The 13,129-nt window shown below is 61.0% G+C and carries 14 protein-coding genes; 3 read left to right on the forward strand and 11 right to left on the reverse strand.

Annotated elements, in window-relative coordinates; translation table 11 throughout:
• Positions 1 to 2: 2 nt before the first annotated feature.
• From JFU48_RS01735 to ppc, 6 genes are all read right to left on the reverse strand, one after another.
• Positions 3 to 839: an isocitrate lyase/PEP mutase family protein gene (locus JFU48_RS01735; RefSeq protein ID WP_201135702.1), complete on the reverse strand. Its 837-nt coding sequence runs from the start codon at positions 837 to 839 to the stop codon at positions 3 to 5.
• 30 nt (positions 840 to 869) lie between these two features.
• Positions 870 to 1,730, reverse strand: coding sequence for a DUF72 domain-containing protein (locus tag JFU48_RS01740; RefSeq protein ID WP_103485392.1), 861 nt, complete (start codon positions 1,728 to 1,730; stop codon positions 870 to 872).
• Entirely contained in the window at positions 1,730 to 2,038 is a 309-nt protein-coding gene (locus tag JFU48_RS01745; RefSeq protein WP_003222071.1) for a hypothetical protein, read from the reverse strand. The genes JFU48_RS01740 and JFU48_RS01745 overlap by 1 nt, the downstream gene beginning before the upstream one ends.
• Positions 2,039 to 2,294: 256 nt before the next feature.
• Positions 2,295 to 2,969 carry a tRNA (adenosine(37)-N6)-threonylcarbamoyltransferase complex dimerization subunit type 1 TsaB gene (gene tsaB, locus JFU48_RS01750; protein ID WP_103485391.1) on the reverse strand — a complete coding sequence of 225 codons (675 nt, stop codon included), beginning with the start codon at positions 2,967 to 2,969 and terminating at the stop codon, positions 2,295 to 2,297.
• A 93-nt stretch (positions 2,970 to 3,062) separates the two neighbouring features.
• Positions 3,063 to 3,710 (reverse strand): adenylate kinase, encoded by a 648-nt coding sequence (gene adk / locus JFU48_RS01755; RefSeq protein ID WP_003222067.1) that lies wholly within the window; start codon positions 3,708 to 3,710, stop codon positions 3,063 to 3,065.
• A gap of 290 nt (positions 3,711 to 4,000) precedes the next feature.
• Positions 4,001 to 6,631: a phosphoenolpyruvate carboxylase gene (gene ppc, locus JFU48_RS01760; protein ID WP_201135703.1), complete on the reverse strand. Its 2,631-nt coding sequence runs from the start codon at positions 6,629 to 6,631 to the stop codon at positions 4,001 to 4,003.
• A 213-nt stretch (positions 6,632 to 6,844) separates the two neighbouring features.
• Between ppc and JFU48_RS01765 the strand changes: the two genes are divergently transcribed.
• The 3 genes from JFU48_RS01765 (at position 6,845) to JFU48_RS01775 (ending at position 8,805) form a co-directional block, all read left to right on the forward strand.
• On the forward strand, positions 6,845 to 7,189 hold the full coding sequence (locus JFU48_RS01765) for a hypothetical protein (RefSeq protein WP_003222064.1): 345 nt from the start codon (positions 6,845 to 6,847) through the stop codon (positions 7,187 to 7,189).
• Between the two features lie 366 nt (positions 7,190 to 7,555).
• Positions 7,556 to 7,960 (forward strand): DUF4398 domain-containing protein, encoded by a 405-nt coding sequence (locus JFU48_RS01770; RefSeq protein ID WP_003222062.1) that lies wholly within the window; start codon positions 7,556 to 7,558, stop codon positions 7,958 to 7,960.
• A gap of 56 nt (positions 7,961 to 8,016) precedes the next feature.
• Complete coding sequence (locus tag JFU48_RS01775; protein ID WP_003222060.1) at positions 8,017 to 8,805, forward strand: OmpA family protein; 789 nt, start codon at positions 8,017 to 8,019, stop codon at positions 8,803 to 8,805.
• A gap of 174 nt (positions 8,806 to 8,979) precedes the next feature.
• On the opposite strand, the gene JFU48_RS01780 is transcribed toward JFU48_RS01775, so the two are convergent.
• The 5 genes from JFU48_RS01780 to JFU48_RS01800 all read right to left on the reverse strand — a co-directional run bounded on the left by JFU48_RS01780 (position 8,980) and on the right by JFU48_RS01800 (position 13,090).
• Positions 8,980 to 9,309 carry a hypothetical protein gene (locus tag JFU48_RS01780; RefSeq protein WP_003222058.1) on the reverse strand — a complete coding sequence of 110 codons (330 nt, stop codon included), beginning with the start codon at positions 9,307 to 9,309 and terminating at the stop codon, positions 8,980 to 8,982.
• Positions 9,306 to 10,211, reverse strand: coding sequence for an alpha/beta hydrolase (locus tag JFU48_RS01785; protein ID WP_201135704.1), 906 nt, complete (start codon positions 10,209 to 10,211; stop codon positions 9,306 to 9,308). Before JFU48_RS01785 ends, JFU48_RS01780 begins: the two co-directional genes overlap by 4 nt.
• 150 nt (positions 10,212 to 10,361) lie before the next feature.
• Complete coding sequence (locus JFU48_RS01790) at positions 10,362 to 11,639, reverse strand: flavohemoglobin expression-modulating QEGLA motif protein (protein WP_003222055.1); 1,278 nt, start codon at positions 11,637 to 11,639, stop codon at positions 10,362 to 10,364.
• Positions 11,640 to 11,663: 24 nt separating this feature from the next.
• On the reverse strand, positions 11,664 to 12,218 hold the full coding sequence (locus JFU48_RS01795) for a hypothetical protein (protein WP_103520596.1): 555 nt from the start codon (positions 12,216 to 12,218) through the stop codon (positions 11,664 to 11,666).
• 158 nt (positions 12,219 to 12,376) lie between these two features.
• A complete protein-coding gene (locus JFU48_RS01800; protein ID WP_003222051.1) occupies positions 12,377 to 13,090 on the reverse strand; it encodes a TetR/AcrR family transcriptional regulator in 714 nt (237 codons plus the stop codon).
• Positions 13,091 to 13,129 lie beyond the last annotated feature (39 nt).

The raw sequence follows: 13,129 nt of genomic DNA on the forward strand, positions 1-13,129 counted from the left end.
GCTCAGCCTTTGAAAAACTGATTGGCCTTGGCGTAAGGCATCGATTGCGACGTGAAGCCGAACGTGCCGTGCTGCTGGATTTCTTCTGCCGCGCGGAAGAACTCACCGAACGCCGCCAAGGCCAGGGCCGAACCGGTACTGATGCGCCGCACGCCCATTTCTTCGAGCTCCTTCACGGTCAGTTTCAAACCGCCGGACATCAACACATTGACCGGTTTCGGCGCCACTGCGCGCACCACCGCCAGCACTTCTTCGGCGTTACGCAAACCCGGCGCGTACAGCACGTCGGCGCCGGCCTCGGCGAAGGCTTGCAGGCGGCGAATGGTGTCGTGGAGATCGGGATTACCGTGCAGGTAGTTTTCCGCGCGAGCGGTCAGGGTGAAGGGAAATGGCAGCGTGCGCACGGCGGCGACGGCAGCTTCGATGCGTGCCACGGCATGTTCAAAGCAGTAGATCGGTGCGTCGGCACGGCCCGTGGCGTCCTCGATCGAACCGCCCACCGCGCCGGCCTCGGCGGCACGCAGCAAGCTTTTGGCGCACTCGGCCGGGTCATCGGCGAAACCGTTTTCCAGGTCCACCGCCACCGGCAGATCGGTGGCCGCGACAATTGCCCGGACGTTGGCCAGAGTGTCATCGAGACTCAAGGCGCCGTCGGCCTTGCCTTGGGAAAATGCGTAACCGGCACTGGTGGTCGCCAACGCCTGATAGCCCAGACTGGCGAGCATCTTCGCCGAGCCGGCATCCCACGGGTTGGGAATCACGAAAATCCCCGCACCTTCATGCAGAGCTTTGAAGGCTTGGGCTTTGCGGGCTTGTTCGTTACGGGCGTGGGCGTCCATCGGCAGGCTCCTGAGCAGGGAAAATCCGCCTCAGAGCAAGCCGAGTTGCTCGGCGGCGGGTTCTCTGTATAGCTCAGGCAGGGATGGCAGGCCAGGCAAACGTTGCATCAATTGTGCGTGAAAACGTTGCGCCAGCTTCGCCGCCATGACGTTGTCGGCGGTGTGCAGGAAGATGTAGGGCGTGCGGCCCTCTTCGATCCACTCGGCAATTTTCGCCACCCATGGCACCAGGAACGGGTCGTTGGCCTCAAGCTCGGGGTGGCCGATGAAGCGCACCTGCGGGAACTGGGTGAACGCCGCCGGACGGGTCGGTACCCGGGGCTTTTTCGATTGCGCGTGGATCACCGAAGACTCGGTCGACAGGCAACTGAACAGCGCCCGTGGATCGAGGCAGATGCGTTCTACGCCACGGTCGAGCAGCAAGCGATTGAGCAGGCGTTCGCTCTCACCCTTGGCGAAGAACTGTTCGTGACGCACTTCCACCGCCAGCGGCCGGTCCAGCGCGTCGATGAACGCGGTCAGCTCCGGCAGTCGATGCGGGGTGAAGCTTTTCGACAATTGCAGCCACAGCGGCGAAACACGTTCGCCGAGCGGGCTGAGCAGGTTGACGAAAGTTTCGGCGGCGGTCAGTTGATCGCGCAGGTCACCGCTGTGGCTGATGTCGCCGGGAAACTTGGCGGTGAAGCGAAAGTGTTCGGGCATGGTCTCGGCCCAGCGCTGCACGGTGGCCGGCGACGGACTGGCGTAGAAGGTCGTGTTGCCTTCGACGGCGTTGAACACTTGCGAATAAAGACTGAGGAAGTCCGAGGTCTTGGCGTCTTCGGGGTACAGATACTCGCGCCAGGCGTTTTCACTCCAGGACGGACAACCGAGGTAGTAAGGCAGATCCATCAGATGTACAGGTCGAGGCCCAGCACATCCGCATCCCAATCGACAAAACCGGCGGTGCTCAGGTAGCTGGCGAGGGCCATTGCTACGCTTTTGCTCATGGCACGGTGATAAATCATGTCTTGCTGACGGGCAGGCAGATTGGCAAGGCGTTGTGCGGAGGCTTTGGCAGCGCGGGCGGCCAGTTGCTCTTCAGTCGGGAATTCCAGCTCGCCGTCGATATCGTCGACGGATTCATCCAGCGCCACATTGCCTTTGCGAGGCTTGCGCTTGATGGGGTAGGACTGAGAGGAGAGGCCGTCTATACGCATAAATTCATGCTCGGTATCGATGATGGCAATTTAGCGGCACTTGACCGACTTAGCAAACTGCCGAGTGATAACTAGAACACATAAAGCGTAAAAGGTTTAAAGCGCGGGGTTGGAAACTGACGATTGGCAGTGACTTTAATTGAACATCGGATCTGTGGGAGCGGGCTTGCTCGCGAAAGCGGTGTGTCAGGCACCTGGATAGAGACTGACATGGCCTCTTCGCGAGCAAGCCCGCTCCCACAGGTTTTGTGGTGAATCAGCGAGCCTTCGGGGTGGCGACTTTGTCGCGCAGATAAACCGGTTGCGCATCATCGGCAGGGATCGACTCACCGCGTTCCCAGGCAAACCGCGCCAGGGTCAGCAGGTCTTCAGCGTGAGGCAGCATGCCGGCGTCCTGACCAGACAGACTGACCGCGATCCGCTCACCATAGCCCCACCCGGTACCGGCACCGAACCACTCGCCGCTGGCATCGGCCGGCAATGCCGCCACTTCCGGCGGCAGTACCGCTTCGACACCGACCAGACGCATCTCGCCCGCGGTTTCGCGGTAGCAGCCCCAATACACTTCATCCATCCGCGCATCGATGGCCGCCGCAACCTGGCTCACGCCGTGTTCGCGATACGCACGTTGCGCCAGTACGGCCAGGTTCGACACCGGCAGCACCGGACGATCCAGCGCGAACGCCAGCCCCTGCACCACGCCGATGGCAATCCGCACGCCGGTAAACGCACCCGGCCCGCGACCGAACGCGATCGCATCCACCGCTTGCAGCGTGGTGCCGGCATCGGCCAGCAGTTGCTGGATCATCGGCAGCAGTTTCTGCGCGTGCAAACGCGGGATCACCTCGTAATGGCTCGTGACCTTGCCGTCATGCAGCAAGGCAACGGAGCAAGCTTCGGTCGCGGTGTCCAGGGCCAGCAAGGTGCTCATCGATGTATCCAAAACAGGTGGTGGAAAAAGTGCGTCAGTATAAACAACTACGGCCCGCAAGCGGGCCGAGGATGATGCAGCCAATCAGCTTTTTCAGCTCAGCGCTTCGAGCACCTTGGCGGTGATCGCTTCCACCGAACCAACGCCCGGGATGTGGCTGTACTTCGGCTTGCCGTTGGCAGCGGAGAGCTTCTGGTAGAAGTCCACCAGCGGCTTGGTCTGCGAATGGTAGACCGACAGGCGATGACGCACGGTTTCTTCGGTGTCGTCCTTGCGCTGCACCAGATCGTCGCCGGTAACGTCGTCTTTGCCAGCCACTTTCGGCGGGTTGTAGACGATGTGGTAAACGCGGCCGCTGGCCTCGTGAACGCGACGACCGGCGATACGCTGAACGATTTCTTCGTCTTCAACAGCGATTTCAACCACGGCATCCAGCTCGACGCCGGCGGTTACCAGTGCTTCGGCCTGTGGAATGGTGCGCGGGAAACCGTCGAACAGAAAGCCGTTGGCGCAGTCTGGTTGAGCGATGCGATCCTGCACCAGCGCGATGATCAGGTCATCCGACACCAGACCGCCGGCATCCATGATGCTCTTGGCTTGAACGCCCAGCGGAGTGCCGGCCTTGACCGCAGCACGCAGCATGTCGCCGGTGGAGATTTGCGGAATGCCGAATTTCTCGGTGATGAACTTAGCCTGAGTACCTTTACCGGCCCCGGGAGCTCCCAGCAGAATGACGCGCATCGATGTGCTCCTCAATTTTTTATATAGAAAACAACAGGATTCGCCTCTTGGGGCGGATCTTAAAAATATGGGTCGTGGCCGCACAAACGGCCAAAGGCTGATCAAGATACACAGCAGGCTGCGCCCACACAAGACGCCAAAAGTCGGAGAAACCGCCGCCTGCCGCGACCTTGCGACCCGGTGAGCCAAGTCGCAACCCCATCACTAACTGTCGCCTGCCCGCACTTGCTCGCCGTATACAAGGCGACACCCGGCCTGTGCACCGGGCGCCTGACACGACAGCAAAAACCTTAGCCGGTATTACGCAAACCGGCGGCGATCCCCGCCACAGACACCAGCAGCGCCTGTTCCACCGGGCTGCCCTGCTCGACATTCTGTTGCCGCGAACGGGCCAACAGTTCGGCCTGCAATAGATGTAGCGGATCGAGATAGGTGTTGCGCAGACGGATGAATTCCAGGGTGTCCGGGCTATGTGCCAGCAACTGCGACTGGCCGGTCAGGCCGAGTACCACCGCGCACGCCTGCGACAATAGGTCGCGTAACTGCGCGCCCAACGGCAGCAAGTCCGGCTCGACCAGACGCTGATCGTACGACAGCGCGATGTCGGCGTCGGCCTTGGCCAGAACCATTTCCAGCATGTCGATACGGGTGCGGAAGAACGGCCACTGTTCGCGCATCTGCCCGAGCAGTTCGCCCTCGCCACGCGCCAGCGCCTTGCTCAACGCGGTTTCCCAGCCGAGCCAGGCCGGCAGCATCAGACGGGTCTGGGTCCAGCCGAAAATCCACGGAATCGCCCGCAGGCTCTCGATCCCACCGGCACGGCGCTTGGCCGGACGGCTGCCAAGGGGCAAGCGCCCCAGTTCCTGCTCCGGCGTCGATTGGCGGAAATACTCGACGAACTGCGGATTTTCCCGCACCACGGCGCGATACGCGGCGACGCCGTCGGCGGCCAGTTCATCCATCAGGTGGCGCCATTCGGGCGTCGGTGGCGGTGGTGGCAACAACGTCGCTTCCAGCACGGCAGCCAGATACAGATTGAGGTTCTGCTCGGCGATGTCCGGCAGGCCGAATTTGAATCGAATCATTTCGCCCTGCTCGGTGGTGCGGAAGCGCCCCGCCACCGACCCCGGCGGCTGCGACAGAATCGCCGCGTGCGCCGGACCGCCGCCTCGGCCCACGGTGCCACCGCGACCATGGAACAGCAGCAGTTCGACTTGCTGCTCGCGGCAGATCTCCACCAGCCGCTCCTGGGCGCGATATTGCGCCCAGGCCGCAGCGGTGGTGCCGGCGTCCTTGGCCGAGTCGGAATAACCGATCATCACTTCCTGCGGGCCTTGCAGCCTGGCGCGGTAGCCCGGCAACAGCAACAGACGTTCCATCACCGGCCCGGCGTTGTCGAGGTCGGCGAGGGTTTCGAACAGCGGCACCACGCGCATCGGCCGCAGCACACCGGACTCTTTGAGCAGCAGTTGCACCGCCAGCACGTCGGAGGCGGCGCCTGCCATCGAGATCACGTAGGAACCCAGCGATGCACTCGGTGCGACAGCGATTTCCTTGCAGGTGGCGAGCACTTCAGCGGTGTCGGCGGACGGTTTGAAATGCGCCGGGAGCAGTGGCCGACGATTGCTCAATTCGCGGGTGAGGAAGCTGATGCGCTGTTCTTCGTCCCAGTCTTCGTAGCGACCGAGGCCGAGGTAGTCGGTGATTTCAGTCATCGCCGAGCTGTGTCGCGTCGAATCCTGACGCACATCGAGGCGCACCAGGAACAGGCCGAAGGTCACCGCCCGGCGCAGGCAATCGAGCAACGGCCCGTCGGCGATCACGCCCATGCCACATTCGTGCAACGAGTTGAAACACAGTTCCAGCGGATCGAGCAGATCGCGATTGTTGTGCAACACGTCAGCCGGTGCCGGCGTGTTGGCCGTCAGCGACGCCTGTGCCCAGTTGCGCGTGGCGCGCAGGCGTTCGCGCAATTGCTTGAGCACCGCCCGATAGGGTTCGGCGCTGTCGCCGGCCTTGGCCTTGAGCGCGTCGCTGGCCTGCTGCATCGACAGTTCAGCAGCGAGGTGATCGACATCGCGCAGGTACAGATCGGCAGCCATCCAGCGCGCCAGCAACAGCACCTCGCGGGTCACCGCTGCCGTGACGTTCGGGTTGCCGTCACGGTCGCCGCCCATCCACGAAGCAAAGCGGATCGGCGCCGCTTCCAGTGGCAAACGCAGGCCGGTGGCAGCAAACAACGCCTGATCGGCCTTGCGCATGTGGTTGGGAATCGCCTGCCACAGCGAGTGTTCGATCACCGCAAAACCCCACTTGGCCTCGTCGACCGGGGTCGGCCGGGTGCGGCGGATTTCTTCGGTGTGCCAGGCTTCGGCGATCAGCCGTTGCAGGGTGTTGTGGATCTGTTCGCGCTCGGCGCTGGTCAGGTCGCGATGATCCTGAGCGGCCAGTTGTCCGGCAATCGCATCGTATTTCTGGATCAACGTGCGCCGTGCCACTTCAGTGGGGTGCGCGGTCAGCACCAGTTCGATTTCCAGTCGCGCCAGTTGCCGGGCCAGGGATTCGGCGCTGTGGCCTTCATTGCGCAGGCGGGCGAGCAGTTCCGGGAGCACGCGGGATTCGAACGGCGCCGGCTGCGACTCTTCGCGACGATGAATCAATTGATACTGCTCGGCGATGTTCGCCAGGTTGAGAAACTGGTTGAACGCCCGCGCCACCGGCAGCAGTTCGTCTTCACTCAACTGATTGAGGCTGGCGCTGAGTTCGGCGTCCATCGAGCCACGCCGGTCGGCCTTGGCGCCCTTGCGGATCTGCTCGATCTTGTCGAGAAATCCCTCGCCGTACTGGTCGCGGATGGTATTGCCCAACAGCTCACCCAACAGGTGAACGTCCTCGCGCAAGCGTGCATCAATATCGGTCATCAGCAGTTCTCCAGCGGTAATCGGGACGGCTCAGAAACGAATGCTTTGCCCAGAGAGTGCCGCTCTACGGCGCTTCTTACAAGCAGACGACGAAGGGACTTTAAACCTTGGGGCTTGGAGCTAGTCTCAATAGCAAGCCGTACAACGGCTTGCCGCCGGCCCCGCCGGACACTCACCCAGGCCTGCCACGAGCAGGCACGAAATGAGGTCATCATGAAAATTCGTGAACTCGCCCAGCATTGGGAAGAAAACGCCAAGGGTCGCCTGACCGACACCGGCTACACGATTCATCTGGACGTCGAGGCCGCCGCGCGGCTGGCGGCGATTGCCGAGATGTACCCCAAACGCCACCCGGAAGAACTGCTCGGCGAACTGATCGGCGCCGCGCTCGAAGAATTCGAGGCGAGCCTGCCGTATGTGAAAGGTTCGACCGTGGTCGCCACCGATGAGGAAGGTGATCCGCTGTATGAAGACGTCGGGCCGACACCGCGTTTTCTGGCGCTGTCGCGGCGGCATTTGCAGGATTTATCCGCCGCTGCCGGCAAGCAAAAACACTGACACAACACACATCAAACTGTGGGAGCGAGCTTGCTCGCGAATGCGGTATTTCAGCCGACATTGATAGCGACTGATTCACCGCATTCGCGAGCAAGCTCGCTCCCACATTGATCGTGTTCAATTTCAAAAATCCCACACTTTTTACCCCGCGCGTACCTCTCCCCGCCTCCAAAGTTCCCGGTTTAGAGCCTTGTCCGTTTGGTCAAAAAAAAATTTGGCGATAGGCCATCTTTTCTGAACTTTTGAAAAACGCCTCCGGTCGGAAGCTGTAACCACGCCTGGAACGAGCGTTTCAAAAACTCGCTTTACACGACGCTCGCGGCTCCTCGACCAGGATGGATTTTCAGTTTTATCAGGAGTTAAACAATGGAGTTGAAGACCATGAAGACCCAAACCTCGTTCTCCCACCTGCGCGGTCTGAAACTGGCTGCTCTGGCTATCGGTACCAGCTTCGTTCTGGCCGGTTGCGCCGGTAACCCACCGACCGAGCAGTACGCCGTGACCCAATCGGCGGTCAACAGCGCCGTCAGCGCCGGTGGTACCGAGTTTGCTGCGGTGGAAATGAAGCAGGCGCAGGACAAGCTGAAACAAGCCGAAATCGCCATGCACGACAAGAAGTATGAACAAGCTCGCACCCTCGCCGAACAGGCTGAATGGGATGCGCGTGTAGCAGAACGCAAGGCTCAGGCCGCCAAGGCCGAACAGGCTCTGAAGGATTCCCAGAAAGGTGTTCAGGAACTGCGTCAGGAAAGTCAGCGCACCGTGCAGTAAGCGCGCATCCCGAATCGCAAAGCTGAAACTTTTATCGATAGAAAGGACGACAAATTATGCGTAAGCAACTGATGATCCCCGCTCTTCTGGCCGCAAGCGTTGCCCTGGCTGCCTGCTCCACTCCGCCTAACCCGAACCTGGAACAGGCGCGCACCAACTACGCCGGCCTGCAGGCCAACCCACAAGCCAGCAAAGTCGCTGCCCTGGAAACCAAGGACGCCAGCGATTATCTGGACAAGGCTGACAAGGCTTATCTGGACAAGCAAGACGCAGCCAAAGTTGACCAGTTGGCCTACCTGACCAACCAGCGCGTGGAAGTGGCCAAGCAGACCATCGCTCTGCGCACCGCTGAAAACAACCTGAAGAACGCTGCCGCGCAACGTGCCCAGGCCCGTCTGGACGCTCGCGATCAGCAGATCAAACAGCTGCAGAACAGCCTGAACGCCAAGCAGACCGATCGCGGTACCCTGGTGACCTTTGGTGACGTGCTGTTCGCCACCAACAAGGCTGACCTGAAATCCAGCGGTCTGGTGAACATCAACAAACTGGCGCAATTCCTCCAGGAAAACCCTGATCGCAAAGTGATCGTCGAAGGCTACACCGACAGCACCGGCGCGGCGTCTTACAACCAGTCGCTGTCCGAGCGTCGTGCGACCTCGGTTCAAGTCGCACTGATCAAGATGGGCGTAGATCCTTCGCGCATCGTGGTTCAGGGTTATGGCAAGGAATACCCGGTTGCCGACAACGGCAGCGTCTCGGGCCGTGCGATGAACCGTCGTGTGGAAGTGACCATTTCCAACGACAACCAGCCAGTGCTGCCACGTTCGGCCGTCAGCTCGAACTAAGCGTCACGCAGTAACGCAAAAGCCCCGCCTGACTGAGTCAGGCGGGGCTTTTTTTGGCCATACATATTCCCCTGTGGGAGCGGGCTTGCTCGCGAAAGCGGTGGATCAGTCGGAATATAGAGTGACTGACACACCGCTTTCGCGAGCAAGCCCGCTCCCACAGTTTTGATCGGGTTATTGCTCGAGTTTCTGCGGGGTTTCCTGCCCCATGCAACGCACGGCTTTCTTCTGCGCATTGATCAGCACACCGGTCAGGCCTTTCTGCTCGGTATCAAACAGCACCAGCACGCCATCGATGCACTGCGCCACTTGCGGCGCCGGGTCCAGCGAGATTTTGTAGTCTTCACCCGGCACGGTCTTGAGCATGGTGAATTCGTTGAGCAGCAGCGCATCCTCGGGTTTGGCGAAGTGCAGGTAGCCGTAGTACCACAGCGCCCCAACCGTGCCGAGGATGCTGCAGATACCGGTGATGATCAGCGGGATGGCGTTACGTTCTTCAGTCATTGCGGACTCTCATTTTCAGAATTCGGGGGTTGCGGGTAGTTCGGGATCTCGCCGAGGCGGCGCAGGCCGTTGAAATGCTCGGGGTCTTCCAGATAACGCAGCATCACCTGGCGCCAGACCGGGTCGCCGAAGGTCTGCACGTGGCCGCCGCGGGTCAGTTGCAGCACACGCGGTGGCGGCGCTGCCTGATACAGGCGGATGGCGTTGGACATTGGCACCAGTGGGTCGTCGATGCTGTGAAAGATCAGTTTCGGCACACCCTTGAGCTGCGGCATCGAGTGGATGGCGCTGTCGCCGTCCGGCACCAGCCACGACAGCGGCACCTGGAACGGCCATGTCAGCCATGAGGTGCTGAGGGCGTACTGGCCGACGCTGCGGTAACTGGCGGGCACACCATCGAGCACGAAAGCCTTGAGCTGTTTTTGCCGCTCGGGGTGCTGCGCCAGCCAATGCACAGCCATCGAGCCGCCGAGGCTCTGACCGAGCAGGATCAGCGGCTTGCCTTTGACCTCGGGCGCCTGATCCAGCCAGGCGAACGCGGCGTCGATGTCCTGATAGATCGCCGGCAGGCTCGGTTCACCCTCCGACAAGCCATACCCGCGATAGTCCACCAGCAGCACCTGATAGCCGTTTTTCGGCAACCACCAACTGCCGCCGAGGTGCATCGGCAGATTGCCGCCATTGCCGTGCAGGTGCAGAACCGTGCCCTTGACCTCGACCCCGGGTTTGGCCGGCAGCCACCAGGCATTGAGCTTGAGGCCGTCAGCCGTGGTCAGCGTGACGGTACGGTATTCGAGCTTGGCTTTTTCCGGGGTGAAGATCTGGCCCGGCTCGGGGTAGAACAACAACGAACTGCAACCACTGAGGGTCAGGAGCAGGCAAAGGATGCCGAGGATTCTCATCCGGTGAAACCTCGCAGAATTCGAATTGGAATACAGTCAAAAACTGTAGGAGTGAGCCTGCTCGCGATAGCAGTGTGTCAGTCGATATTTATGTTGATTGACACACCGCTATCGCGAGCAGGCTCACTCCTACAAGGGGTTTGTGTGTGGTTACAGGATATTCGAATAATCCGCCTCGATCCGGTCCAGGCTCAGGTGATTGAGGAAGTTGGAGAAGCACATCCACGCAGACAGTGCGTTCATGTCGCGAAACTGTTCCGGCAAATACTTGGGCGGTACCACCAGACCTTCATCGACCAACTGACGCAGGGTACGCATGTCCTCCAGGGTAGTCTTGCCGCAGAACAGCAGCGGCACCTGTTCGAGCTTGCCTTTACGCACGGCCAACTGAATGTAGTTGTAAACCATGATAAAGCCCTTGAGATAGGACAAGTCTTTGGTGAATGGCAGGCCGGTCGGCGTCGAGCCACGGAACACCCGACTGGCGTTGCCGTAGCTTTCGGCCATTTCAAAACCCTGCTCGCGGAAGAACTCGAACACCTGCAAGAAGTCCGCGCCCTCCTCGACCATGTGAATCGCGCGGGTACGGTTGGTCAGCTTGCGCAGGCGACTCGGGTAGGAGGCGAAGGTGATGATTTCCATCAGGATCGCCAGGCCTTCCTGGGTCACCGTCGACGAGGGCGGGCCCTTGGACAGGAAGGTGCAGATCGGCTGGTTCAGACCGTTGAGGGTGGTGCCGACATGCACCAGGCCTTCGTGGACTTCCAGTGCGCGCACGTCGCGGTCGTTGAACAGCGCGTCGGTGCGGATCTTGATGTAGTCGGCGCCCGCCGCCGCGTCAGCGACAATCCCGTCGGACTCGAACACGCGGATGGTTTCCTCGGCCTCGCCAAACACCTTATTCAAACGGGTTTGCAGCAGGTGCACGGCGTCCTTGGCGGTGAGGATCTTCGGCTCGTCCTTCAGGTCGCCCCGGCCATCAATGTTGTTCAGGTAGTCGGACATCATCAGGCCGAGGTCGGCCAGGGTCGGGTCGCCGGCGTGAAACGCATCGGAGGCGGCGCCATACAGCTCTTGCGAGATCAGGCCGAAATCCTCGGTGCCGCGCGCTTCGAGCATGCGCACCACCATGCGGTATTCCTTGCACATGCGCCGCATGATCTGCCCGACCGGGTTGAACTGGCCGAGCTGGCGGGTGATGTCGCGCTCGATGTTCTGGAATTCCAGTTTGACCTTGCTCGAATCGAAGGACAGCGGCCGATTGAGGTAGTAGTCGCGATCCACCGCCGGCATTTCCTTGCCCTTGGCCTTGAGAAAACCCTTGCGGATGTTCTCGTCCCACTTCACCGCGTCGAGCACGCGGATCGGCGTCTGCGCCAGCACAATGCGATCGGACAGCGTGCGTATCGTCTGCTGGTAATCGTCCACCCGAAACTCCTGTAGAAAACTGAATTATTTGGCGCGGGCCTGGCGCTGATAGCGTGCGGCTTCGACGAATGCATCGGAATTGGCCGGATCGTCGAGGTAAGCAAAGACCTTGTCGAGACTGCTGTCGACCTGCACGCCGTCACCATCGTCGGTCGGGAATGGCTGACCGTCGAGGGTTTTCTGTTTGATCGCCTGATTGATCTGTTCGAGATCGAGGCTGTACACCACCAACTCGTGTTTGTCGGTGAGTTCGAAACCGGCGATGGTGTATTGGCCACCGTAACGCGCCGGCACTTTCGCCGACAGATACCAGCGACTGCCATGGTGCGACACGGTGAACGGGTACGCCTCGCGCTCGTGGGGTCTGGCCTTGAACCAGGTGATGGCCTGATAGCGATCAGTGCCGACGCGGTTCAGCTCAAGGTTCATCGGCTCGCCCCAGGCATTGGTGCTCGACCATGTGCCCAGCAACCCCTTGGGCGCCGGGGCACTGGCAGGCAGCGGATCCTTGAAGGTCACCAGACAGCCACTGAGCAGCAGGAACGACAAGGCGATCAGCACGCCACGCCAGGCTTTCATTCAACACTCCCTATGAACACGCGTCGCCCTGATGATCGGCTCAGTCCCCTTGTGGGAGCGGGCTTGCTCGCGAAGGCGGTGGGTCAGTCAACTGAAGCGTTGAATGTGATACCGCATTCGCGAGCAAGCCCGCTCCCACAGGGGATCTCCATCAGCTGTCACACCGAGGCGAGGACCAGATGCATATACCGCGTCAGAATCCCGAGCATGTCCTGTTCGGCCAAAGGCTCGGCGTCGTTGAGCAGGCCCTGATATTCCATCCGTCCGATAATCGCCGTCAACACCTTGGCATCTTGCTGCGGTTCACGCGAGCCCAGTACCTGGAACAACTGGCAGGTGCCCTGCAGCAGAATCTGCTGATGGGAGCGCACCAGATCCGCCAGCCGCGGGTTGAGCAGCGCTTCCTGGCGGAACGCCTGCTCGGCCATCAGGTGCTCGCGGCGATTGACCAGTTGCCGGTGCACGTAATCAGCCATCAGCCGCGCGATGTCATCCGCCAGTTTCGAGCGCGACTCGGGGCTGCCGTCGCCACTGACGACCATCTCGCGCAGCAGGCCTTCGTTGTTGATCCACAGCTTGGCCATGTAGGCCGCGCTGCGCTCGACGTATTGAGCGAAGGTATCGGTGAGCAGGTCATCGATATCCTTGAAGTAATAGGTGGTGGCCGACAGCGGCACACCGGCCTCGGCCGCCACGGCGCGGTGGCGTACGGCACGCACGCCGTCACGCACGACAATGCGCATCGCCGCGTCGAGAATGTCCTGGCGACGCTGCTCGCTGCCCTGTCGGCTGGCCTTGCGGCCCTGGTACTGAACACTTTCAGCGACCGCAGTGGCGATACCCGCTGCACCTTCTTGAGCGATTGCAACCATCACGACTGGACTTCCTCTGCTATTTCAAAAGTAACCAAT

The organism is Pseudomonas sp. TH49, from assembly GCF_016650625.1.
GTDB classification, from domain to species: domain Bacteria; phylum Pseudomonadota; class Gammaproteobacteria; order Pseudomonadales; family Pseudomonadaceae; genus Aquipseudomonas; species Aquipseudomonas fluorescens_H.

What these genes read in the sequence shown, in the direction of transcription:
- JFU48_RS01735 (WP_201135702.1), bottom strand. Translation starts at nt 839, where the DNA reads ATGGACGCCCACGCCCGTAACGAACAAGCCCGCAAAGCCCAAGCCTTC.
- JFU48_RS01740 (WP_103485392.1), bottom strand. Translation starts at nt 1,730, where the DNA reads ATGGATCTGCCTTACTACCTCGGTTGTCCGTCCTGGAGTGAAAACGCC.
- JFU48_RS01745 (WP_003222071.1), bottom strand. Translation starts at nt 2,038, where the DNA reads ATGCGTATAGACGGCCTCTCCTCTCAGTCCTACCCCATCAAGCGCAAG.
- tsaB (WP_103485391.1), bottom strand. Translation starts at nt 2,969, where the DNA reads ATGAGCACCTTGCTGGCCCTGGACACCGCGACCGAAGCTTGCTCCGTT.
- adk (WP_003222067.1), bottom strand. Translation starts at nt 3,710, where the DNA reads ATGCGCGTCATTCTGCTGGGAGCTCCCGGGGCCGGTAAAGGTACTCAG.
- ppc (WP_201135703.1), bottom strand. Translation starts at nt 6,631, where the DNA reads ATGACCGATATTGATGCACGCTTGCGCGAGGACGTTCACCTGTTGGGT.
- JFU48_RS01765 (WP_003222064.1), top strand. Translation starts at nt 6,845, where the DNA reads ATGAAAATTCGTGAACTCGCCCAGCATTGGGAAGAAAACGCCAAGGGT.
- JFU48_RS01770 (WP_003222062.1), top strand. Translation starts at nt 7,556, where the DNA reads ATGGAGTTGAAGACCATGAAGACCCAAACCTCGTTCTCCCACCTGCGC.
- JFU48_RS01775 (WP_003222060.1), top strand. Translation starts at nt 8,017, where the DNA reads ATGCGTAAGCAACTGATGATCCCCGCTCTTCTGGCCGCAAGCGTTGCC.
- JFU48_RS01780 (WP_003222058.1), bottom strand. Translation starts at nt 9,309, where the DNA reads ATGACTGAAGAACGTAACGCCATCCCGCTGATCATCACCGGTATCTGC.
- JFU48_RS01785 (WP_201135704.1), bottom strand. Translation starts at nt 10,211, where the DNA reads ATGAGAATCCTCGGCATCCTTTGCCTGCTCCTGACCCTCAGTGGTTGC.
- JFU48_RS01795 (WP_103520596.1), bottom strand. Translation starts at nt 12,218, where the DNA reads ATGAAAGCCTGGCGTGGCGTGCTGATCGCCTTGTCGTTCCTGCTGCTC.
- JFU48_RS01800 (WP_003222051.1), bottom strand. Translation starts at nt 13,090, where the DNA reads ATGGTTGCAATCGCTCAAGAAGGTGCAGCGGGTATCGCCACTGCGGTC.